The 19131-nt window shown below is 69.7% G+C and carries 23 protein-coding genes; 12 read left to right on the top strand and 11 right to left on the bottom strand.

The genetic code is table 11. The features are described from left to right. The first annotated feature begins 34 nt into the window (after positions 1-34). The 3 genes from CTJ15_RS03130 (at position 35) to CTJ15_RS03120 (ending at position 3437) form a co-directional block, all read left to right on the top strand. A complete protein-coding gene (locus CTJ15_RS03130; RefSeq protein WP_126281779.1) occupies positions 35-1060 on the top strand; it encodes a helix-turn-helix domain-containing protein in 1026 nt (341 codons plus the stop codon). Positions 1061-1162: 102 nt separating this feature from the next. Next, the gene (locus CTJ15_RS03125) at positions 1163-2515 is read left to right on the top strand and encodes a transposase (RefSeq protein ID WP_099780841.1); all 1353 of its coding nucleotides are present in this window, start codon (positions 1163-1165) and stop codon (positions 2513-2515) included. Between the two features lie 103 nt (positions 2516-2618). Next, on the top strand, positions 2619-3437 hold the full coding sequence (locus tag CTJ15_RS03120) for an IS5 family transposase (protein WP_099781111.1): 819 nt from the start codon (positions 2619-2621) through the stop codon (positions 3435-3437). Here the strand turns inward: CTJ15_RS03120 and CTJ15_RS03115 are convergent. Then, positions 3432-3959 (bottom strand): hypothetical protein, encoded by a 528-nt coding sequence (locus CTJ15_RS03115; protein ID WP_099781110.1) that lies wholly within the window; start codon positions 3957-3959, stop codon positions 3432-3434. The two genes, CTJ15_RS03120 and CTJ15_RS03115, sit on opposite strands and share 6 nt — an antisense overlap. 272 nt (positions 3960-4231) lie before the next feature. Here CTJ15_RS03115 and CTJ15_RS03110 point away from each other — a divergent pair, with 272 nt between their 5' ends. Together CTJ15_RS03110 and CTJ15_RS03105 are read left to right on the top strand one after the other, a co-directional pair. Further along, positions 4232-4474 carry a hypothetical protein gene (locus CTJ15_RS03110; protein ID WP_099781109.1) on the top strand — a complete coding sequence of 81 codons (243 nt, stop codon included), beginning with the start codon at positions 4232-4234 and terminating at the stop codon, positions 4472-4474. 182 nt (positions 4475-4656) lie between these two features. Further along, on the top strand, positions 4657-5667 hold the full coding sequence (locus tag CTJ15_RS03105) for a hypothetical protein (protein ID WP_099781108.1): 1011 nt from the start codon (positions 4657-4659) through the stop codon (positions 5665-5667). Positions 5668-5707: 40 nt separating this feature from the next. Here the strand turns inward: CTJ15_RS03105 and CTJ15_RS03100 are convergent, their stop codons facing one another. From CTJ15_RS03100 to CTJ15_RS03090, 3 genes are read right to left on the bottom strand one after another with little or no spacing between them, the layout of a single operon-like run. Beyond that, entirely contained in the window at positions 5708-6244 is a 537-nt protein-coding gene (locus CTJ15_RS03100) for a hypothetical protein (protein WP_126281778.1), read from the bottom strand. After that, the gene (locus tag CTJ15_RS03095) at positions 6241-6546 is read right to left on the bottom strand and encodes a hypothetical protein (protein ID WP_099781106.1); all 306 of its coding nucleotides are present in this window, start codon (positions 6544-6546) and stop codon (positions 6241-6243) included. The genes CTJ15_RS03100 and CTJ15_RS03095 overlap by 4 nt, the downstream gene beginning before the upstream one ends. A 22-nt stretch (positions 6547-6568) precedes the next feature. After that, positions 6569-7120, bottom strand: coding sequence for a hypothetical protein (locus tag CTJ15_RS03090; protein WP_099781105.1), 552 nt, complete (start codon positions 7118-7120; stop codon positions 6569-6571). Between the two features lie 246 nt (positions 7121-7366). Between CTJ15_RS03090 and CTJ15_RS03085 the strand changes: the two genes are divergently transcribed. The 3 genes from CTJ15_RS03085 (at position 7367) to CTJ15_RS03075 (ending at position 10964) form a co-directional block, all read left to right on the top strand. Beyond that, on the top strand, positions 7367-7633 hold the full coding sequence (locus tag CTJ15_RS03085) for a helix-turn-helix domain-containing protein (protein WP_226945919.1): 267 nt from the start codon (positions 7367-7369) through the stop codon (positions 7631-7633). A 744-nt stretch (positions 7634-8377) separates the two neighbouring features. Then, entirely contained in the window at positions 8378-8971 is a 594-nt protein-coding gene (locus CTJ15_RS03080; RefSeq protein WP_099781103.1) for a hypothetical protein, read from the top strand. Positions 8972-9212: 241 nt separating this feature from the next. Continuing rightward, positions 9213-10964, top strand: a complete 1752-nt coding sequence (locus CTJ15_RS03075) for a DUF4214 domain-containing protein (protein ID WP_099781102.1) — start codon at positions 9213-9215, stop codon at positions 10962-10964. 126 nt (positions 10965-11090) lie between these two features. Here the strand turns inward: CTJ15_RS03075 and CTJ15_RS03070 are convergent, their stop codons facing one another. The 4 genes from CTJ15_RS03070 to CTJ15_RS03055 form a co-directional block, all read right to left on the bottom strand. After that, a complete protein-coding gene (locus CTJ15_RS03070; protein ID WP_099781101.1) occupies positions 11091-12254 on the bottom strand; it encodes a hypothetical protein in 1164 nt (387 codons plus the stop codon). Continuing rightward, complete coding sequence (locus CTJ15_RS03065) at positions 12251-14062, bottom strand: tyrosine-type recombinase/integrase (RefSeq protein WP_126281776.1); 1812 nt, start codon at positions 14060-14062, stop codon at positions 12251-12253. The genes CTJ15_RS03070 and CTJ15_RS03065 overlap by 4 nt, the downstream gene beginning before the upstream one ends. A gap of 124 nt (positions 14063-14186) precedes the next feature. Continuing rightward, positions 14187-14441 (bottom strand): helix-turn-helix domain-containing protein, encoded by a 255-nt coding sequence (locus CTJ15_RS03060; RefSeq protein WP_193009576.1) that lies wholly within the window; start codon positions 14439-14441, stop codon positions 14187-14189. A 188-nt stretch (positions 14442-14629) separates the two neighbouring features. Beyond that, the gene (locus tag CTJ15_RS03055) at positions 14630-15169 is read right to left on the bottom strand and encodes a hypothetical protein (RefSeq protein ID WP_099781098.1); all 540 of its coding nucleotides are present in this window, start codon (positions 15167-15169) and stop codon (positions 14630-14632) included. A gap of 30 nt (positions 15170-15199) precedes the next feature. Here CTJ15_RS03055 and CTJ15_RS03050 point away from each other — a divergent pair, with 30 nt between their 5' ends. Further along, positions 15200-15544: a hypothetical protein gene (locus CTJ15_RS03050; RefSeq protein WP_099781097.1), complete on the top strand. Its 345-nt coding sequence runs from the start codon at positions 15200-15202 to the stop codon at positions 15542-15544. A gap of 217 nt (positions 15545-15761) precedes the next feature. Here the strand turns inward: CTJ15_RS03050 and CTJ15_RS03045 are convergent, their stop codons facing one another. After that, a complete protein-coding gene (locus CTJ15_RS03045; protein WP_099781096.1) occupies positions 15762-16070 on the bottom strand; it encodes a hypothetical protein in 309 nt (102 codons plus the stop codon). Positions 16071-16570: 500 nt separating this feature from the next. Here CTJ15_RS03045 and CTJ15_RS03040 point away from each other — a divergent pair, with 500 nt between their 5' ends. Further along, positions 16571-16972, top strand: coding sequence for a hypothetical protein (locus CTJ15_RS03040; RefSeq protein WP_099781095.1), 402 nt, complete (start codon positions 16571-16573; stop codon positions 16970-16972). Positions 16973-17025: 53 nt separating this feature from the next. Continuing rightward, a complete protein-coding gene (locus CTJ15_RS24980) occupies positions 17026-17148 on the top strand; it encodes a hypothetical protein (protein WP_255414113.1) in 123 nt (40 codons plus the stop codon). A 260-nt stretch (positions 17149-17408) separates the two neighbouring features. Here the strand turns inward: CTJ15_RS24980 and CTJ15_RS24165 are convergent, their stop codons facing one another. After that, entirely contained in the window at positions 17409-17708 is a 300-nt protein-coding gene (locus CTJ15_RS24165; RefSeq protein WP_193009575.1) for a hypothetical protein, read from the bottom strand. 364 nt (positions 17709-18072) lie between these two features. Next, positions 18073-18501, bottom strand: coding sequence for a DUF697 domain-containing protein (locus tag CTJ15_RS24160; RefSeq protein WP_369923389.1), 429 nt, complete (start codon positions 18499-18501; stop codon positions 18073-18075). 341 nt (positions 18502-18842) lie between these two features. Here CTJ15_RS24160 and CTJ15_RS24565 point away from each other — a divergent pair, with 341 nt between their 5' ends. Beyond that, on the top strand, positions 18843-19094 hold the full coding sequence (locus tag CTJ15_RS24565; protein WP_099781093.1) for a hypothetical protein: 252 nt from the start codon (positions 18843-18845) through the stop codon (positions 19092-19094). Positions 19095-19131: the final 37 nt, after the last annotated feature.

The following is a 19131-nucleotide window of genomic DNA, read 5'->3' as shown; positions in this document are numbered from 1 at the left end:
CACGCGCCGGTCGGGTCGGCATCCACCGATGGCCATGCCTGATCCCGCCCAGCTGCTCCTCCCGCTGAGCCAGGCCGAGGACCTGCTCTCGCGCCTCGACGCCCGTGCCGGGGCCGCTTCCGAGGCGCTGCGCGAGGGCCTGGTCGCCCGCCTGGCACTCGCCGAGGCCGCAGCCTGGCTCACCCAGGCGGGACTGCCCACCCATCCGCACGACCTTGGCTTACGCGCCGCCGGCCTCACCGGCTCCTGGAGCGCCGCCTCCGACCTCCACCGCCTGGAGCGGGCCATGCCCGCCACCTGGGGCGGAAGCGATGGCGAGGTGGGTGCGGTCGCGGCCGAGCACCCGGTGGAGCAGGCCCTCGCCCTGGCCCGCCTGCTGACGCGGCTGCCGGTCTTTCGCGGCGATCCGCTCGATGACGCCGATCGCCTTGCCGCGGCGCTGCGCAGCTTGGGCGACAGCGCCTGGCCGGCGGCCACCGCCTCGCCCGGTGCCGCTATCCCGGACGTCGCGGCCTGGCGGCGAGGCTGGCTGCAAACGGGGGAGGGGGCGCCGGCCCTCCTCGCCGCCGCGCAGGCCGCGGCCCGCTGGCTGCGCGAGGCGGGGGAAGGCGACATCGCCCGGCCGGAGCCGCAGCAGGCGATCTTCCTGGCCGCCGTGCTGCTGAAGCGCCGGCAGCGGCTGGCGCACGTGCCGCTGCCCTTCTGGGCAGGGGCGGGGCCGGGGCAGCGGCTGCCGCGACCCACCGGGGATCCGGCCACGTGGCCCTTGCTGTTCCTCGCCCGCGTGGCCGCGGCGGCCCGGCGCGGACTGGAAGTGCTCGACCGGCTGGAGGCAGCACAGGCGAAGCTGGTCGCCCTGACCGAAGGCACGCGGCGCTCCTCCTCGCTGCCCGCCGCGGCGGCGCTGGTGCTGCGCCGGCCACTCGTCACCGCGCCGCAACTGGCGAAGGACCTCGGCCTGACCCATCAGGGCGCGCTGCTGATCCTGGCCAGGCTGCAGGAGGCCCGGATCGTCCAGGAGGTGACGGGCAGGGGGAGCTTCAGAGCTTTCGGCACATAGGAGATGCTCACCTTTTAGCTCGACTTTGGCCATCTGAGGCAGGCGTAGGCGGCGAGGCGGGTGACTGGCTAGGCTGGCGTGTCCCCGCCAAGAGACGCCGCCATGCTTCACCTGCCATCCCGCTTCGCCGCGGTGATCCTGAGCTTTGCGCCGCTGTTTTTCCAGCGCAGCTGGCAACACGCGGAGGTGCTGCTGATCGGGGCTATCCTGGCACCCGGCAAACGTACGGTGACCAGCCTGTTGCAGATCAGCGGGCTCGCGCAGGAGCGGCGCTTCGTGAACTATCATCGGGTGCTCAACCGGGCGGTCTGGAGCCCCCGGGCAGCATCGCGTCTTCTGCTGGCGCACCTGATCACAGCCTTCGCGCCGGATGGGCCGGTCATTCTGGGCATTGACGACACGATTGAGCGGCGCCGTGGCAAGCGGATTGCGGCCATGGGCATCTACCGCGACCCGGTACGCTCCAGCCACGGCCACTTCGTAAAGGCTTCTGGCCTGCGTTGGATCAGCCTGATGCTCTTGGCACCTGTTCCCTGGGCCGGTCGGGTTTGGGCGCTGCCGTTCCTGTCCGCGCTGGCGCCCTCGGAACGGTTTTGTCGCGACCAGGGACAGCGGCACAAGAAGCTCACCGACTGGGCCCGCCAAATGATCCTGCAGACACGCCGCTGGCTTCCTGGGCGGGACATCGTGCTGGTCGGCGACAGCGGCTTTGCAGCCCTGGAACTGCTGGCTGCGCTGACCCGGCACAGGATCACCGGGGTCACGCGCCTGCGGCTCGATGCCGCGCTCTATGACCCGGCGCCACCCCGGCTGCCTGGCACCAATGGTCGGCCCCGTACCAAAGGGGCGCGCCGGCCCAACCTGGCGGAGGTGCTGGTCCGCACCGATACATGCTGGCAGCGCATGGTGGTCCCCCGCTGGTACGGTGGGGGCGAGCGTCACGTCGAGATCTGCTCGGCCACTGCCGTGTGGCGTCATGGCGGGATGCCCATCGTGCCGATCCGCTGGGTGCTGGTCCGCGATCCTCATCGCCGGTTCGAGCCGCAGGCCCTGCTGTGCACCGAGCCTGATCGAACGCCGGAGCAGATCCTGTTCTGGTTCATCCAGCGCTGGCAACTGGAGGTGACCTTCCAGGAGACCAGGGTGCATCTTGGGGTCGAGACTCAGCGACAGTGGTCGGACCTCGCCATCGCCCGCACCACGCCATGCCTGCTCGGGCTGTTCTCCCTCGTCACCCTCCTGGCCGCCCAGCTCAGAACCTCAGAACGCAGAGCCGCAATGAGCAGCGCCTGGTACCGCAAGGACCGTCCGACCTTCAGTGACACCCTCGCCGCCGTGCGGCGGCACATCTGGCGTGAGCAAGGTTTCCTCACATCCCGGCACAGCGGTCACAGCACAAAACCTCGGCGAGCGCTCCAGCACGCCTGGGCTTACGCCATCTGCCACGCCGCGTGATGGCCAAAGTCGAGCTTAGACCCCGTTTCAAAACGGCTGAGGCGGGGTGAGCGGCGGGGGTTCTGCGCGTTCGGAGGGTGTCTGACGTCCTTCGAGGTGGCCCATGTGGACCCCTGCCGCCCGCGCGCAGCTTGCGCGCGGCTCCCAGCCTTATGCAACGTGCCTGACCGATGCCGAGTGGGCCCTGGTCGAGCCCTTCTTGCCAAGCCCTGCAAGGACCGGACGACCCCGGTCCTGGCCGATGCGGCGGGTCGTCGATGCGATCCTCTACGTGCTCCGTACCGGTTGCGCCTGGGCGCATCTGCCCCGCGACTTCCCGCCGCCCGGGACCGTGCACCGTTGGTTCCTGCGCCTCTCGCGCCGGGGCACCTTCGAGCGACTGGCGCACGCCCTCATCATGGCCGACCGCGAGCGGGTCGGCCGAGAGGCCTCACCGACAGCGGCGGTGTTGGACGCCCAATCCGTCCGCTCGGGCGGTGTCGGCGTGAAAGGTGTCCGCGGCTACGATGCCGGGAAGAAGGTGACGGGCCGCAAGCGCCACGCCCTGGTGGACACGGACGGTAGGCTCCTGCTCGCCGCCATCTCGCCCGCCTGCCTGCATGACAGCCGCGGCGGTGCGGCCCTCCTGGCCATGTCGCGCCGCCCTTGGCCGTTCCTGGCCCGCTGCTTCGCCGACCGCGCCTACGCCGGTCCGCGTGTCGCCCGAGCCTCCCCCGTCGCCGTTACCATCATCGGCAGCGCACCCGGCCAGAAAGGCTTCGCCGTGCAACCCAGGCGCTGGGTGGTGGAGAGGTCCTTCGCTTGGTTCGGCCGCTGCCGACGCCTCGCTCGCGATCACGAGGCCACCGTCGGTTCCGCCGTCGCCTTCTTCACCCTCGCCGCCGCCATGATCCTCGTCCGGCGTCTGGCTCAGCCGTTATGAAACGGGGTCTGACAGATGGCGAAAGAAGACATCCGAGCGGTCGGAACGGACAGCGGCCACCTCGCTTGGCTCATCCAGCATGACTCCCAGGAAGGCGCCTGGAAACGCCTCCACCACGGCCCTGTCGTGGATGCGTACCGCATGCCTGGCGGGCTCGACGGTACACCCGCGCAGCACGATGCGGGCGCAGTCGTTGGCCGCGGCATTGAGCGCCTTGCCGACCGGGGCACTCGCTTGGCCAGGCTTGCCGATCCTGGCACCCAGGCGGCGCGTCAGTATCCGCTCCGCGGCACGATAGCGGCCAATCGCGTCGAGGCCCGCGCGCAACGGACCATCAAAGGCCGCGGCCTGGAGCCGGACCCTGCCGGCGACGCCGTGGATCGCGGCCTCCTGCTCGGCCGGAAGGGCCCGGAAGCGGCGAATATCCCAGGTGATCGCGCCTGGATCCCAGTCGAGCCGGCAGACGGCGCTGCTGCGACGCTTCGGCGAGAAGCCCACATCCACACCCAGCACCGAGCCCATGGGTAGCGGGGCGGAATCCGCTCCGGGATCTGTCTGCGTCATGGCCCCAGGCTGCGCGACCGGCTGCGCAACGACAAGGGCGCTTCCCGGTTGGTCGATGAGAGACAGGCCGGATGGCGCTCGCGCCGTACGAGTTCGTGAGTCAACGTGGACGCTCATGCCGCAAGGTAACCACCGTATGCGAGCACTTGTGACCCGAGACTGCTCATGGAGGAGGGAGCGCCGCCTCTTTCATGTTCACGAATCGTTCCTGTTTGCCCTAGCCTGATCGCATGAGCGACGCCCTCTCCCCGACCAAGCCCGGCGATCTCGCCCGGTCACTGCGCTACGCCCTTCAGCGTGACGAGCGCGGCCGGCCCCTGGCGCCCGAACACCGGGACAATCCCGACTTCATGGCCGCTTGGCTGATCCGGCACCTGGAGCGCAGTGGCTATCTGGTCCTCAAGCGGCCCATCTCCCTGTTCCCGGACCAAAGCCAGGATGGTCCGGGCTTCCAGCACATGCTGGCGGATTGAGGCTATGCCGGGGCGTGTGGAGCCTGCCTTTGGCACAGGCTCATGCGAATGGGTGACACCGCTCCGCCACGTCGCCAAAGTCTCAATTTAGATATATCTCTATCGAATTGACGCCATCCGCATGAACGTCGCGGAGTTCCCTGGCCGCCTGAGCCCGTTCGGGCGGCTGAAGGAGCTTTCCCGTGGCGACGATCTATGGCGACACCAGCACCAGCCTGTCCTGTCATCAGGTTGGAGGCGACCAGTTCATCCAGGGCGACGACGGCGTGAACTCCTACACGGCCGTCTACAACTACCTCTATGGCGATGCCTACCTGATGCGTGGCTTCGCACGCGGCGGCAACGACACGATCCTCGGCGGCAGCGCCGGCATCCTGAACGAGCAGATCTACGGCGATGCCTATGTCATGCGGGACTTCACGCAGGGCGGCAACGACCTGATCGTCGGCGGCAGCGGGGACAGCCACTCGAACCCGCTGGCCTTCGGCGACGCCTATGAGATGCATGGCTTCGCCCACGGCGGTGACGACCGGATCCTGGGTGGGAGCGGCACCGTCTACGGCGACGCCTTCACCATGGACGGCTTCACCGTGGGCGGCGACGACATGATCACGGCCGGCTCCCTGCGGAAGTCGGTCTTCGGCGACGCCGCCACCCTGTCGGGCTTCGCCAGGGGTGGGAATGATCACATCCAGGTCGCGGACAGCTGGGCCGAGGTGTACGTCTACGGCGACGGTGCCCTGTCCGGCTTCGCGCGGGGCGGGAACGACCACATCGTCGGCGGGGCGAACTCCCCCTACGAGATCCTCGTGGGCGACGGTTCCCTGAGCGGCTTCGCGCGCGGCGGCGACGACGTGATCGTCGCGGGCAACGGCTCCTACAACCTGATCTGGGGCGACGGCAGCAGGTCCGGGAGCTTCACGACCGGCGGCAACGACACCTTCGTCTTCACCCCGGGCGCCCGGCAGAACCAGATCATGGACTTCGAGCAGGGCAAGGATCACATCGACCTGACGGCCTTCGCCAGCCAGGGCGTGCACGGCATCGGCGACCTGGCCATCCGCTCGGGCGACGTCGTGCTCGGCAACGGCCAGACCGTCCATGGCAGCTCGATCGACCTTGGCGGCCAGTACGAGTACATCGCCGTCCTGGATGTCACGCACCTCCAGGCCAGCGACTTCGTTTTCGCCTGATCTGCATCCGGACATGACGATCCCGGCGCCGTCGCGACCGTCAGCGCCCGGCGCCGGGCCTCGTATCCTCCTCCAGCAGCTCGCTGACGCTCAGGCTACCGCTGATCCGCCCGCGCCGCGCCAGCACGGCCACGGGCGTGCCCGGCCGCAGCACCTCGAACCGCGCCGGCCGCACCCGCACGCAGGGGGCCTGATCCCCGATGCGCAGGCAGACCACGTAGCGCTCGGGCTCGTGGTCCGGCACCACCGCGGTGCTGACCTGGCCGTTGGCCGAGATCACCGGCGCCACCGTCATGCCGCTGGAGGCCGGCCGCCAGGTCCGGCTGAGCACCACCCCCTCCAGCCGCTCCACCGGCCGGAAGGCGAAGTCCGCCAGCGTGAAGGCCAGCCACCAGGCCAGCGCCGCGGTGCCGATGGCCAGCAGCCACAGCGTGGCGCTGAGCAGCACCATCGGGAAGCGATGCTCCCCCGGCACCCGGGGCCGCAGCAGCGCCATCCAGGGATCGAGGAACATCTCCGCCAGCCACGAGGGCTCGCGCAGACCCTGCCCTGCCCCTCCGGATCCAGGTCCGTTCAAGTCGCCTCCCAGAGCCTGCCCGAGGCGCCGCAATGGCCCTCACGCTCGTTGCCACGTTCGATGGCGCACAGCACGAAGTCCAGCGGATCCGGCATCGCCGGCTCGCCGGTGACCAGATGATCGGCCAGCGGCGGCAGCGGTGCGGGCTGGACCCGGGGATGCAGGCAGCAGGCCAGCCGCCAGGCCTCGCGCGCGCTGCGCGGCGACGGCAGGCCGCACAGCGTCCACAGATCCAGCCGGGCGTGCCGGCAGTCCCGGCACAGCCGGGGCGGCCGGCTGGAAGCGTCGGGCTCCCCGGCCATGGTCACCCTCCCTCCTCCTGCCTCAGGAGCCGACCACGAAGACCGAGGTCCGGTCGGCCCGCTCCTGGTGGGTGGCCAGGCGCACGCTGACCCAGACGCCGGGTGCGCCTTCCCATTCCCGCAGGTGCGGCCCATGCTCGTCCAGCAGGTCGTCACTGAGCACAGGTCCCGGGCTCACTTCCGCCGCCACCTCGTTGGCCGGCCGGTCCGGCCACTGGATCAGGTCGCCCACCTGGGGATGCTGCTCCTGCGGGAACAGGTAGGTGACGGTCTCGGGCGTCTCGGTGCGCGTCTCGGGCAGGCGCTCGATCACCAGCCGCGCCAGCTCGGGCAGCGCCTCGAAGAGATTGAGCGTGTCCTCCTCGCCCACCGTCCAGATCTTCTCCTTCGGGTTCCAGCGCGCGCTCCGGACCCGCTGCTTGAACAGCGCGATGACGGCCGGGTCGTAGCGGAACCCGACCTCGAAGTAGTGGCGCTTGCGCACCTGCACGCCCGGTACGCTGCGCGGCTCGGGCCCGGGGCGGCGCGCTGCGTCTCCGGGCCGCGGCACCTCGCCGCTGTGTTCCTCGTCCATGGGTCCTGTGGTCCTGCATGATGGGTGTGACGACCGGGAGACGTGCTGGAGCAGGGCACATGTAGCCTATCGTCATAGGGATGATAAGACGTGGAATCACCATGCGTGGACCTTCGGTCCGTCGCACGTCTCCCTGCGGCGATGGAACGGACGAAACGCGGCCCCGGGAGGGCCGGAGCGGCACAGGCGCAGCCACAGCGGGCGCGCGTCCCGCGCAGGCCGCGCCGGCCGCTGCCGGAACCGGAGGTGCCGGCCGGGGCGAAGGATCCGAGGGTCGTCCTGGGCGAGCGGGTGAACGCCCTGCGGGTAGCCCTCGGTCTCAGCCAGGAGGACTTCGCTGGCCGGGTGGGGCTGGACCGGACCTATGTGAGCGGCATCGAACGCGGCCTGCGCAACCCCACCCTGCTGGTGCTGCTACGCCTGGCACAGGCGCTGGAGGTTCCGGTCACCGGGCTGCTGGAGGAGACGCAGGGGAAGGAGGGAAAGGGAGAGCGGCCGCCCGCGAAGCGCTGACGGGCAGCTTCCGTCATGGCCGGCACGGCAGGCGGGCAGGCCATGGGCCCCGTCCCGCTCTGCCGGCCCCGGCCATGACCCGCCGGGAGGGCGGGGCGCCGGCTCTGGTGAGGGAGGGCACCGTCATCGCCTGACGCCCGCTACGAGACCGAGGTGGGCCGTCTATTGCTGCATCGCAATAGGCTACTGCGTGGCCCGGGCCATCAACCCGCACACGGGCGATAGAATTCCCGGTTTTCATTCCGATTTCATATTGAAAACGCGGATCCCAATCCCCATCTATGCTGCGGTGAAGCCGGGAGCCTGTTCGTTGCTTTCCGCCTTCCGGGCGCCTGTCGCCCTCACCCACCTTCCCCCATCCCCCTCATCCTGGCGGACCGATGCGCGCGCCTTCTGGCCGCGCTTCGGTCCCGGACCGCGCATCCGGCACTGAGCCGGCCGTCTTCTGCGAACCTCCTGCCCTGCCAGCGGTGGCAGCCCGATGACCGGGATGGGCCGCCCGGCGCTGCCCCCCGGGGGCCTTGCGCCGGCCCCGCCGCGTGCGCGCGGTGGATCCTCTTCCTGACCCCTTCGGCTTTCCTTCCCTTCTCCCGGCTTCACCACGCCTTCTCCCGATCCACCTTCGCGGATCTCCGGTGATCACCGGCGGGAGGGAGGGGGCGCCACACCATCGCGCCCCCTCTTCTCCCCCGTCCCGTTGTCCCTGGCCGGTCTCGGTAGCTCCCAAGCCGACCGTCGCGGCCCTTGAGCAAGGCCGAAACCATCCTCCAGGACACCACGATGCTCTTCAGCACCGACGTTCCCGACGACGAGGCCCGGCGCCGGCGGGCCCGGCTCTTCCGGCACTTCGCCGCCCAGCTCATGCCCACGGTGGCGGAGGCCAGCGATGCGGCCCTTCCGGCCGCAGCGGAGTTCGAGCGCCTGCACCGGCGCCTCGATGTCCTCGAGCGCCACATGGCCGATCTGATGTTCCTCCAGCTGTCCGCGCAGGACCTCCTGCTGGGCAAACGGCGGGACTTCTCGGTTCGCAGCCGCGAGCTCATCGTCGCGGCCCTGCGCCGGGCGCCCTACCGGGGCCGCTGCCCCTGCTGCGGCCACGAGCCCGTCCTCGACGAGGCGGGCATGCCGCTGGAGGCGACCGAGTTCGACCATGCCTTCCACCGCGGGCTGAACCGGCCCGAGCATGGCTGGCTGGTCTGCCGGCCCTGCCACCGCGAGATGACCCATGGCGGCTATCTCGCGCGCTTCTCGCGCATCCACCAGTTCCGCGCCTTCCAGGGCGCGGTACTCGCCGGGCGCGAGCGATCCCGGGCCCGGCCCGCGGACGCCCCGTCCTGACGTTGGCACTCGCCAGCAACGCAAAGCCCCCGGCCTCGAAGGCCGGGGGCTTTTCGCGTTTCCGAGCCTGGCGGCTCCGGCGTCACCGGGCCGGAGCCGCGGCCTGTGGCAAACCGGGAACACGGCACGCCGCGGACAAATCCTGAGACGCCAACGTATCGAAATAACGCACTCGTTGCCTTGATGAGACAAAGGTTAACGATTACCGCCTTTCCCCGGCCCTGGAGGGGATTTGCCAGACGTGTCCGGAACGCTGCCCACGGTTTCCCTCTTCGTCGCGAAGTCGACCCTGACCGAGGGGGCCGATACGGCCCTGAACGCGATCGTCACCCGCACGCCGTCCGAGCTGACGAGTTCCGTGACCGTGGAATTCTACATCCCCGTCACCACGCGCAATGTCGCCGGAGCGGACGACTTCGTCGGCGGCCTCGCCCCGAAGGTGGTGACCTTCGCCCCGGGCGAGACGTCCCAGGCGGTGAGCTGGGGCCTCGTCGACGACAACGTCCCGGAGGTCCCCGGCGCGATCGGCCTGTGGCTGCGCAACCCGGTCAATGCCACCGTCAGCACGAATGGCGGAGGATCGGCCGGCGTGGTCATCCAGGACAACGATCCGACCGATACGATGAGCATCGCCGCTGTCGGCGCCTCGGCCGTGCGGGAGGGCGATGCCTCGGACCAGGGCACGCACAAGCTCACCTTCGACATCGTGCGTGAGGGCAACACCTCCTGGCCGGTCACCGCAGCGATCGTGATCGAGGCCGACACCTCGGCCGGCGCGCATTCGGCCTCATCCAGTGACATCGTGGGCGGCTTCACCACGCAGTGGGTCTATTTCAATTACGGCGAGACCCATAAGACCTTCGAGGTCGCCATCGCCGGCGACAGCCTCCTCGAGGGCAACGAGACCTTCGTGGTCCGTATTAGCAACACCTGGAGCCCGTCGGGCGCACCGGGCTTCCTGACCGGGATCGGCATCGCCGCAGTCACCGCGACGATCCTCGACGACGATACGCCGGTCGTGCCGGGCACCGCCGGCAACGACGTTCTGCACCATGTCGACGGCTCCCACATCTACGACGGCGGGGCCGGCTTCGACGTGCTGGACTACGGCGCGACAGGCCGCCGCGGCCTCGCCGTGACCCGCTCCGCCGAGGGCGACGTCGTCATCACCCATGGCGGCCAGACGGACACGCTGCGCTCGGTCGAGGAGGTCCGCCTGGCCGATGGGCGCCTTGTCTTCAACGAGGCCGACCCGGCGGCACAGGTGGTGCGGCTCTACCACGCGGCCCTCGACCGCGATCCCGAGCAGCAGGGCCTGAACTTCTGGATCGACCGCCTCGGGGAAGGCCACGGCCTGCTCGATCTCGCGCAGAGCTTCCTCGCCAGCCCCGAATTCAACGCGCGCTACGGCAGCCTGACGGACAGCCAGTATGTCGACCGCCTCTACCAGAACGTCCTGGGCCGCGAGGGCGAGGCGGCGGGCAAGGCCTGGTGGCTGTCGCAGCTGGACAGCGGCCACAGCCGTGCCGAGGTGCTGCAGGGCTTCTCGGAGAGCGCCGAGAACAGGGCCAACACCGCCGGCCTCTGGCAGAACGGCATCTGGGATGTCGACGAGCACGCCCTGCAGGCCGCCCGGCTCTACGACACGGTGCTGGGGCGGCTGCCCGACGCCCCGGGACTGGCGTTCCAGGCCTCGCTGCTCGACAGCGGCGTCGCGCTGCGGGATGTCGCCGCGGCCTTCACCCGCAGCCCCGAGTTCCAGGCGAAGTACGGCGCCCTGAATGACCGCCAGTTCGTATCCAACCTCTACCTGAACACGCTGCACCGGGCCGCCGAGCCGGCCGGGCTGGACCACTGGGTGGCCCAGCTGCAGGGCGGCGCCTCGCGCAGCGACGTGGTGCTGGGCTTCTCCGAGAGCCCGGAGCACATCGCCCTGACCGACCCGGACTTCATGTCCGACGATCCAGGCCACTACGGCATCGCCTTCGCCTGAAGGGTGAGCGGCAACGGGGCAGCGGACGGACCACCTCGACGCCGGCAGCCCCGGCGAACACCCAGGCCCCCGGCCATCACGGCCGGGGGCTTTTCGCGTTCCCACTGGACAGCGCTGGAAGAGGGGCTAGCCGGAAGTCCCCGATCCGGAGCGCTCCTTCTCCATAGGCCGCTCGTGCGCGCGGCTCTTCGGATCATGCCCCGCCTTGTCGCCGTCGCCGGATGGCTTGCGGAGCATGGGGGCGGTTCGGGCACGCTCAAGCGCCAAGGCATCGTGAAAGCGCCGCGCCGCGACCTGCCGCTTGCTGCGGTCGTAGTGCCCGCGGCCTGTCCGCAGGGTGATCGAGAGGATCGTGGGCCCGAGATGGGGATCGTCCGGAGCATCCATCACGGCCGAGGTCATCAGCCCATGCCGGAAACTGTGCGGCCCGAAGACCCCATCCTTCCCGAAGCGCTTCTCCGACAGCCAGCGGATCCGCTTCTCCAGGCCGCGCGCTCCCAACGGCTCGCCGCCCCAGTTGATCCAGAAGGCCTCCGATGCGCGTCCAACCAGCAGCTCCAGCCGCTCCTGCGCGACGTAGCGGTCGATCCAGGGCGTGAGCACGGCCGGCAGCGGGCAGTTCTCGGCGTAGCGGGTCTTCGTGTCCTCGGGCCGCAGCCAGACCTCCCAGTGCCGGTCATCCCGGCGCAGGTGCTGGCCCAGCCGGAAGGCGGTGACCGTGCGCAGGCGGTAGCCGCGCGCCGCCAGGATGGCGATCAGCAGCCCGTCGCGCAACTGCACCTGCCGGCGCCGCGGAGAGCGTCTCGACGATCCCTCCATGAGATCCAGGCCCCATTGGAACATCACCGCGCTGTGATGGGCCGGCTTGTCGCGGACGCGCATCGGCAGCAGGTCGCGGACCGGCGTGCCGCCGGGACAGCGGATCCAGGCGTGGTCCCCGCCAGGGCCCAGGATCTGCAGCGCCATCTCGATCTCCTGCAGGCGGCCGAGCACCGTGTGGTCCGCGTTTCCCAGCGCGCGGAGCTCATCGAAGAACCGGCCGACGTTCTCTCCGGTCACCAGCGCCGCCGGCGGGAGGTCCGGATCGGGCAGCCCGTGCCACAGCAGGAAGCCCAGGAAGCGGCCCCAGCCTTCCTCGGCCTTGGTGATGCTGGCCAGCGCCCAGTGCCTTGCCTTGCACGGCCGGCGCGACCGCCGGCCCCGGCTGGCCAGGAACTCCTCCCAGATCCGGCGATGAGACGCCGGCCACTCGTGCAGGCGCAGGCAGCGCCGCCTGGGATCGGCGCTCACCGGCCCACCCCCGCCCTGGCGACGGGACGCCGGACCAGGCGGGAGGCGAGGGCCAGGCCGCGCGTCTCCTCGCGCAGCCGCAGCACACTCCTGCCGAAGCGGAGCGCCGCCGCCTCCTTCTCGAACAGGATGTAGTGGCGCATCGTCGTTTCGATGGAGCGGTGCCCGAGGATGCGCCTGACCTCGTCGATCGCCTCCGGATAATGCCGCAGGTGCAGCCAGGCCGCGAAGCTGCGCATCAGGTGCGGGTTCACCTCGACACCGATCACCTCCCAGAGATGCGCCTTGAGGTGATGGGACAAGGAGGATGCGCTGATCGGGCCGGCGCCGGCGCCGGGGAAGAGGTATGGATTGCCTTCATCCGTCAGGTCTGGCCGGTACGAGCGGATGTAGCGCTCGATCAGCCTGGCGGACTCCTCCGGCACCGGCCACTCGATGGGCTCGCCGTTCTTGACCTCGTGGCCGGCGATCACGAGGTGGGTCAGCCGGCGTCCCTTGGGGCCAAGGTATCGCAGGTGCCGGTCGAGACGCAGCCCCAGCAGGTTGGACAACCGCATCGGGCAGATGGTCAGGATCTCCAGCATCGCCGCGAGCCGCGCCTGGCGGGCCGCCTCCACGGGCGTGAGGTCCTGGTCCTTCGCCAGCCGCATGAGCCTGGCCGGCTCGTGCAGCAGCCCGGCATAGGCTGCCGGCTGGGTCAGGGCCCGGATGCGTTCGCGCACCCGCAAGGGAAGGCCGGCCCTGGGGTCCGGCTTCGTGTCGGCGACCCACTCCCTGATCGTGGCGAGCGTTTCGGCATCCAGGGGATCGTCCTTGCGTTCGGCGCAGTACTTGGCCACCCGCAGCAGGGCCACGGCCACGGTCCAGACCTGTCCGCCCCTGCGTTCGGTGGAGCGCTCGATGACGGCATCCAGGATGAGTTCCACCCGCTCGAGAGGCCAGACCAGGTCGCGCAGGGAGCGGATCTCCCCGGCCGGCACGCCGCCCAGCACCAGCAGGGCCGCGGCCTGCCGGATGGAGAAGAGCCGTGTCGTGATGGTCTGGGGGCGCAGCACATGGTGCCGCTTGCCTTGGAGACGTGACCGGCGCCAGATATTGCCCCCCTCGGCCGGCGCCAGCGTGGCGCTGAAGTCCTGAAGGTCGTCCTGAAAACTCTGGGGGTAATCCGTGAACGGCAGGGTGTAGGGCTGGCGGCGGCGGGGGGCTTTGAGGACAGGAAGCGGCATGCCGGAGGCGGCCACGACGTTGTTCCAGGCCCGCGCCACGACGACCGGGCGCCCGGCAGCCTTCGCGCCCAGGCGAATCCTCCTGTCGACCATGGCCCAGTCGGCCAGCACGGCGTCCGACATCGCTTCCGGCCCGATCCCGCGTTCGCCGCAGTATCTTGCCAAGTGCCGCAGGCAGGCAGCCTGCGCACCCTGACGGGCGTGGCCGAGCAAGGCCTGCCAGGCCGGGGACACACCCTCGAAGGTGCGCAGGTCCGGCGCATGCAGGTCCAGCCGCCGCAGCACCGCGCGCAATCCACTCACCATGTTGCCGAAGCGCTCGGTCCGCATGCGATGCGCACCCGGAGGCTTTCGGAACAGCGCGTCGTTCAGCCAGGCGACATCACAGGGTACCGCGGGCGGCGAGCGGTCCAGCAGGCGCGCGGCGGTCGCGAGGGCCGATCTGAGGTCGCGGCGGCGCGTCTCCGCCAGGTCGTCCCAGCCGGCCACGGCCGCGGCGGCATCGGCGAAGCTGGGCACCGTGGAGACGAGGGCCGGAGGGGCCGGCCGCATCCCGGCGGAGCGCGGATCGTGGTCTTGCATGGGTCGGATTTCCCGGTTTGGCCAAGGACGGCCAGGAGCGGCCATTCGTGCATCCGTAGCAGAGCTGAATACGAAATTTAGCGGGGCGACGGGCGCACGACGTCCGCCGGAGCGTTGATCCGGCTCAGTCATTTCCGGATCCCTCGGAAGAGCCGGTGTCGTCGCCGGCGCTGTCGGCCAGCGCGCGCTCGAGGTCCGCGAGGCGGATCCGCACGGTGCCGGCGATACGCACAGTGGGAAGCAGGCCGTGCTGGCGCCAGCGCCGCAACGTGCGGGCCGAGATGCCCAGGCGCTCGGTGACCTCGGCCAGGGTGAGCAGGCGCTCACCGGGATCGGGGTGCTCATCAGAGGGCACCGCGGCGGAGCAGGCGACGCCCAACCTGCCCACGCCGCGGCGGCGGGAACCGGCGTGCCGCGGGATGAGATGTGTCCGGGGCAGTGCCCGGGACCGGAGGAGGGTGGGAAGGGTGTGTTTGCATGGCCGTGAGTGTCCGGCCACGGCCACCTCACGGTCACAGGACGAAAATGGACAATTCCGCCCTTTGACCGCCGTTCATTCCAGGTGCATTATTCTTGGTTGCGCACCTTCTCCCGCATGGCTTGCTCGAAGGACCGTATGAAGGCATCGACCTGGCTCCGGTACGTCATGGGAGCTGGCATCCGGGCCAGCTTTTCGGCCTGGGCTCGGGAGAGGGGGCGCTGTTTCCCGAGCTGGAACGTCAGGGTTCCGCCCGCTTCCCTGATCGTGGTGGCATGTTTGGCTCCGATCCGCTCCGCGCGCTGGATCTTGCGGGCCTCATCCATGACCCGGTCACGCCGTTCCGCGTAGCGCTTCGCCAGAAGCGGGATCAGGTAGTCCTCCGTCAGCCAGTGCGACGGCGCGATGCACCGGTACATGTTGCCATCGGCCCGTGCCTCGCCGGGAAGATCCTGGAGGACATGGCGTACCAGGGCCGTGACGGTGGGATCGGTGCCAGCAAGGCGCAGCTCGTGCTCGGCCATCGCGACGAGCTGCGGATGGACGTCGACCGGGATGTTGCCGCGGTTGTTGTGCCCGGCGAGTTCCTCGATGCGGCGGGCCGCGGCCTGATGCTCGGCCGGCAACATCGCATAGGATTTTCCCGGACCTCCTTCGAAATGGCGTTCACCGCGTCCTTCAGGGCGGTGTGGCTGTACTTCTTCATCGTCTCGTCACCTGCTTCCTTCCCGGGTGGTGAAGCCGTGCCCGTCCCGGAACCCATTCCGGATGATGACACCGTGGAGGTTCGCCGGGCGATGGCGAGCATGTTCTCCCATATCGTCATCGCATTGATGAACATCGGGTCGAGTGCCGGCACCTCCCGGACACCCGTCATCGCCTGCACCTGGGAACGGAGCTTCATCAACTCGTGTAGCATCAGGTCGGCGGCTTCCAGGGAGAGGCCATGCGGCATGACAGGCTTCGGACACAAGCTGGCAACCTCATCGTCGCGGACCGGGTGAACGAGCCAACCGGCTCGTCCCCCTGCCAGCTTATAGCCTTGTATTCGGGATGCGGTTGCCCGCCTTGCCGGAAGCCGGGCTGCCGAGACCCTCTCAGCCACACGGATGCGAGATACCGTCCGGCGATGATGAGTGGCCGGGCGAATGGGCATGCTGCCCTTCCGGCTCACGGATTCCAGACCTGGCTCCAGGATCCGGGAGTCGAAGCCGAACGACCTCAGCTGTCGACGCCGACCGCGTTCCATGAGGCCTGCAGGTCGCGAACGATGGACCAGGCGACGTATTCGCCGCCGTGCCGGGGAGTCACAGGCAGGGGCCGCAGGTTCCCCCGGTTCTCCAGCCGCTGCGCCACCCGCAGCTTGGCCCGCAGGCCGTCGTGGCCCCGGGCCGGAGTTGCGATCAGCGTCTGCTCGACCTCGGAGAGCCAGTCGGTGGCGGCATCGAGCTCGGGCTTGAGGCGGTCCTCGTCGGCAAGGGTCCGTGCCCTGGCCTGCAGCGCCCCCAGGGCGGCGTAGGCATTCGCCATTCGACGTGGAGACGTTGGAGATTCTGTCCGGATCGCCGGATGACTTGGTCTCCGACACGGCACCGCGGAAGGCGGCAAGGGTCAGGCTGCCGGCAGCCAGTGCGGCGAGCGCCGCACGGCGGAGAGGCCTCCTCCGCTTCGGTGGCGGTCTGTGATACGGGTATGCTTAGCCATGGCCGGCTGATCCCTTCAGCAGCTGTGGTCAGGCGGGCGGGAGGGTCCAGCCTCTCGTCCGGTCGCTCTGATGTTGTGAGGGTGGTCCCTCACACGTAATGTGTAACCCTACTCACCCAACACAACAACTCAATTTGAGTAAGGTAATTCGTTTTGGAAATCACGCCCGCGCAGTGCCGTGCGGCCGTGCTCTGCTGAATTGGTCGCAGGATCAGCTGGAGACAGCGGCTAGGTAGCACGCAAGACCATCGCCGATTCGAACGCGAAGTCCGCCGGCCGTACGCGCGGACGCTGGAGGCTCTTCGTGCCGCTCTGGAGCGGCAGGAGTGGAATTCATCCCGGAAACGGAGGAGGCGCCGGGGTGCGCCTGCGGAAGCAATCCTCGTGAAGGCCTGGATCACCGCTCTTGGCTGCTCCTCACCCAGGCGGGCACTGCCATGGCGCAGACCATCGCCGTTCCGTCCGATCCCCGGGCGCGCTACGAGCTGGTCGGCAAAGTCAGGCGCGACGATGGCCTGGTCGAGATCACCACGCGCCGCCAGGGCCCGTCCGGTACGTCCTTCGCCCGGCGTGAGGCCGATTGCCGCCGGCGGTTGCTCCGCTACCTCGGTGAGGGCGACACCCTGGAAGAGGCCAGGTGCCCTGCCCCCAATCCCGGCAGGATGTCTCCCCTCGTCGACGGCTCCATCTCCGGCCACATCGTGCGCTTCGCATGCGGTAGCCGGTGAGACGAGCGCTCCGGCCGTGCCGTCTATGACGGCGATGGCCGGCTGTCCTGGCAGTGCCCGCCTTCTCGCTCGGCCTGATCACGGACCGTGCCTTCCAGGCGGTGCTGCACAACCTGGACGAACCGGGGAACACGATCGAGCAGGAGGACCGCCTCTGGCCCTGCCCGAAGGGCTGATCCCAGACGCTCCCTGCCCGGCACGTCCTGGCCAGCCTCGCCGCGGTCGTGCGGGCCGGCCGCAAGGTCGTCGTGATGGCGGATAGTGCCGAGGCCGGCAACGGGCCTGCGAGGCCATCGGGCAGGCCCTCGATGCGAGGCAGGGCAGCGCCTGAGCGCGCGTCACACGCGTTCTGTCCGGATGGCCAGATCACACCGTCCGGCCGGCCCTCCCGGCATCACCGCGCCGGTGCCCGTAGCCACGCGCGAAGGCCGCTTCGTCAGCCCGCCTTCGACCAGCCGCAGCACCTGCTCACGACCCGTGGCGCGGCGACGTCGATCTCGACACCGTTGGCCTTGAGAAGAGCACGCAACAGCCCCAGGCGGTCCGCTGTTGCCTCGTTGAAAGGGTGGTTGGCCGCGAGACCGTAAGCATAAGCCGCGGCCAGATCGAACAGGTCGGGGATGCGGCATCGGCATAGCGGCTTGTTGCCGGGACGGCCAGGGCGCTGGCAGCATGCCCTCGTCCTTGCGCCCTGGATCCACCTACTCCGCAGGGCCTGGTCGTGCAGGAACAGCACGACTCGGCCTCCAGGAACTCCGGGTCGCTCAACGCCTGGCGAGTTCCTGCGCGGTCGGCCTGCTCGCGCAGGACCTCTCGGGCCAGCTGCATCTGCCGCTCGAGCTCAGGTGCGCTTCACCAGCTTCACCCCATCCGCCAGTTCCACCAGGGTCAGGTCCTGGCCGACCTCCAGCCCCATCGGATCCTCGTCTCGGCCGGGAACGTCACCCGACCGAGTTGCCCTGCCGGCGTAGTGTCACGTGGCATGATGCGCCTCCGTCTTACGTTCAGTAACTAGGTTGTACCGCCCCTCAAGGGTCATCGAGCCCGCGGATCGTGCGGGCCGCCATCATGGCCCTCCCCGGGGCGCCGATGTCCACGCTTCACCCTTCCCGTTCCGCCGAAGCGGGCAGCAGGCCTCGGCGGTGACATGGGCCAGCCGGCTCAGCCGCAGCGCCGTGATGCTGCTGCCCGGCACCGCCGCGGCGATGTGCTGCAGCACCGGGATCCGGCCCCAGCACCTGCTCGCTCACCGCCTGCGCCACCAGGTCGGCCCCCGACACCCCGGCCGCCGTCCACACCGCCCGGCGCAGCAGCGCCACCGTCACCGCCAAATTCGGCCGCAGCCCGTGGATCTGTGCCACCTGCCGCACCAGCGACAGCCCGCGCAGCCCCGCCAGCACCCCGTCCAGCGCCGGCGAGGGCGAGATCGCCACCATCACGCCCCCCTCCAGCGCGCCCGCTGGCCCGCCACCCGCGAGGTCTGCCGCAGCGGCTCGCTCACCTCTCGCGTCATCACTAACATCGACCATAATGTTGGCTCGAAGCTCCCCGTCCGACGCGCGACGGACATCGGTATACCTGGGAAGAAGGGCTCTCAGACAGCGCTTACCATCAGCCTGCGCAGCGCGGCGAAGCTGCGGAACCAGGAAGAACGTACCCCTTCGGTGAGGGCCGCCTTCCAGCCTGGGGCTGAACCTGTCTTCTGATCTTATCAACGCTCGTAGGAGCGTTGTTAAGAACGGGGCGGTTTGGGACATGGAGATCATCAGCGGCGTCGAACGTCGCCGGCAATGGCGGGTGGCGGACAAGCTGCGGATCGTGGCCGAGGCTGAACGTCCCGGCGCGTGCTTCGTAGAGGTAGCTCGCCGGCATGAGGAGCCGGAGCGTACTTTGGGCTTGGCGCAAGCAGGCGCGGCAGGGCGTGCTGGTGGCCGAACCCGTGCCGATGTTCATGCCGGTGCAGGTGGCAGAGGACCTGCCGGCACCCGCCCCTCGGGCTGAGGCTGCGCCGGCGGCTTCTCCCCGGATCGAGATAGCCTTGCCGGACGGTACGGTGATCCGCGTCGACGAGGGGATCAGCGCTGCCGCGCTGCGGCGTGTGATGGCGGCACTGCGCGGATGATCCCGGTTCCCTCCGGTGTCCGGGTCTGGCTGGCGGC

Source organism: Roseomonas sp. FDAARGOS_362, assembly GCF_002754815.1.
GTDB lineage: Bacteria > Pseudomonadota > Alphaproteobacteria > Acetobacterales > Acetobacteraceae > Roseomonas > Roseomonas mucosa.
This window is presented reverse-complemented; position numbering and strand designations above follow the sequence as displayed.

What these genes read in the sequence shown, in the direction of transcription:
- CTJ15_RS03130 (WP_126281779.1), top strand. Translation starts at nt 35, where the DNA reads ATGCCTGATCCCGCCCAGCTGCTCCTCCCGCTGAGCCAGGCCGAGGAC.
- CTJ15_RS03125 (WP_099780841.1), top strand. Translation starts at nt 1,163, where the DNA reads ATGCTTCACCTGCCATCCCGCTTCGCCGCGGTGATCCTGAGCTTTGCG.
- CTJ15_RS03120 (WP_099781111.1), top strand. Translation starts at nt 2,619, where the DNA reads ATGTGGACCCCTGCCGCCCGCGCGCAGCTTGCGCGCGGCTCCCAGCCT.
- CTJ15_RS03115 (WP_099781110.1), bottom strand. Translation starts at nt 3,959, where the DNA reads ATGGGCTCGGTGCTGGGTGTGGATGTGGGCTTCTCGCCGAAGCGTCGC.
- CTJ15_RS03110 (WP_099781109.1), top strand. Translation starts at nt 4,232, where the DNA reads ATGAGCGACGCCCTCTCCCCGACCAAGCCCGGCGATCTCGCCCGGTCA.
- CTJ15_RS03095 (WP_099781106.1), bottom strand. Translation starts at nt 6,546, where the DNA reads ATGGCCGGGGAGCCCGACGCTTCCAGCCGGCCGCCCCGGCTGTGCCGG.
- CTJ15_RS03090 (WP_099781105.1), bottom strand. Translation starts at nt 7,120, where the DNA reads ATGGACGAGGAACACAGCGGCGAGGTGCCGCGGCCCGGAGACGCAGCG.
- CTJ15_RS03065 (WP_126281776.1), bottom strand. Translation starts at nt 14,062, where the DNA reads ATGCAAGACCACGATCCGCGCTCCGCCGGGATGCGGCCGGCCCCTCCG.
- CTJ15_RS03055 (WP_099781098.1), bottom strand. Translation starts at nt 15,169, where the DNA reads ATGTTGCCGGCCGAGCATCAGGCCGCGGCCCGCCGCATCGAGGAACTC.
- CTJ15_RS03050 (WP_099781097.1), top strand. Translation starts at nt 15,200, where the DNA reads ATGGCGTTCACCGCGTCCTTCAGGGCGGTGTGGCTGTACTTCTTCATC.
- CTJ15_RS03045 (WP_099781096.1), bottom strand. Translation starts at nt 16,070, where the DNA reads ATGGCGAATGCCTACGCCGCCCTGGGGGCGCTGCAGGCCAGGGCACGG.
- CTJ15_RS24160 (WP_369923389.1), bottom strand. Translation starts at nt 18,501, where the DNA reads ATGGTCGATGTTAGTGATGACGCGAGAGGTGAGCGAGCCGCTGCGGCA.
- CTJ15_RS24565 (WP_099781093.1), top strand. Translation starts at nt 18,843, where the DNA reads ATGAGGAGCCGGAGCGTACTTTGGGCTTGGCGCAAGCAGGCGCGGCAG.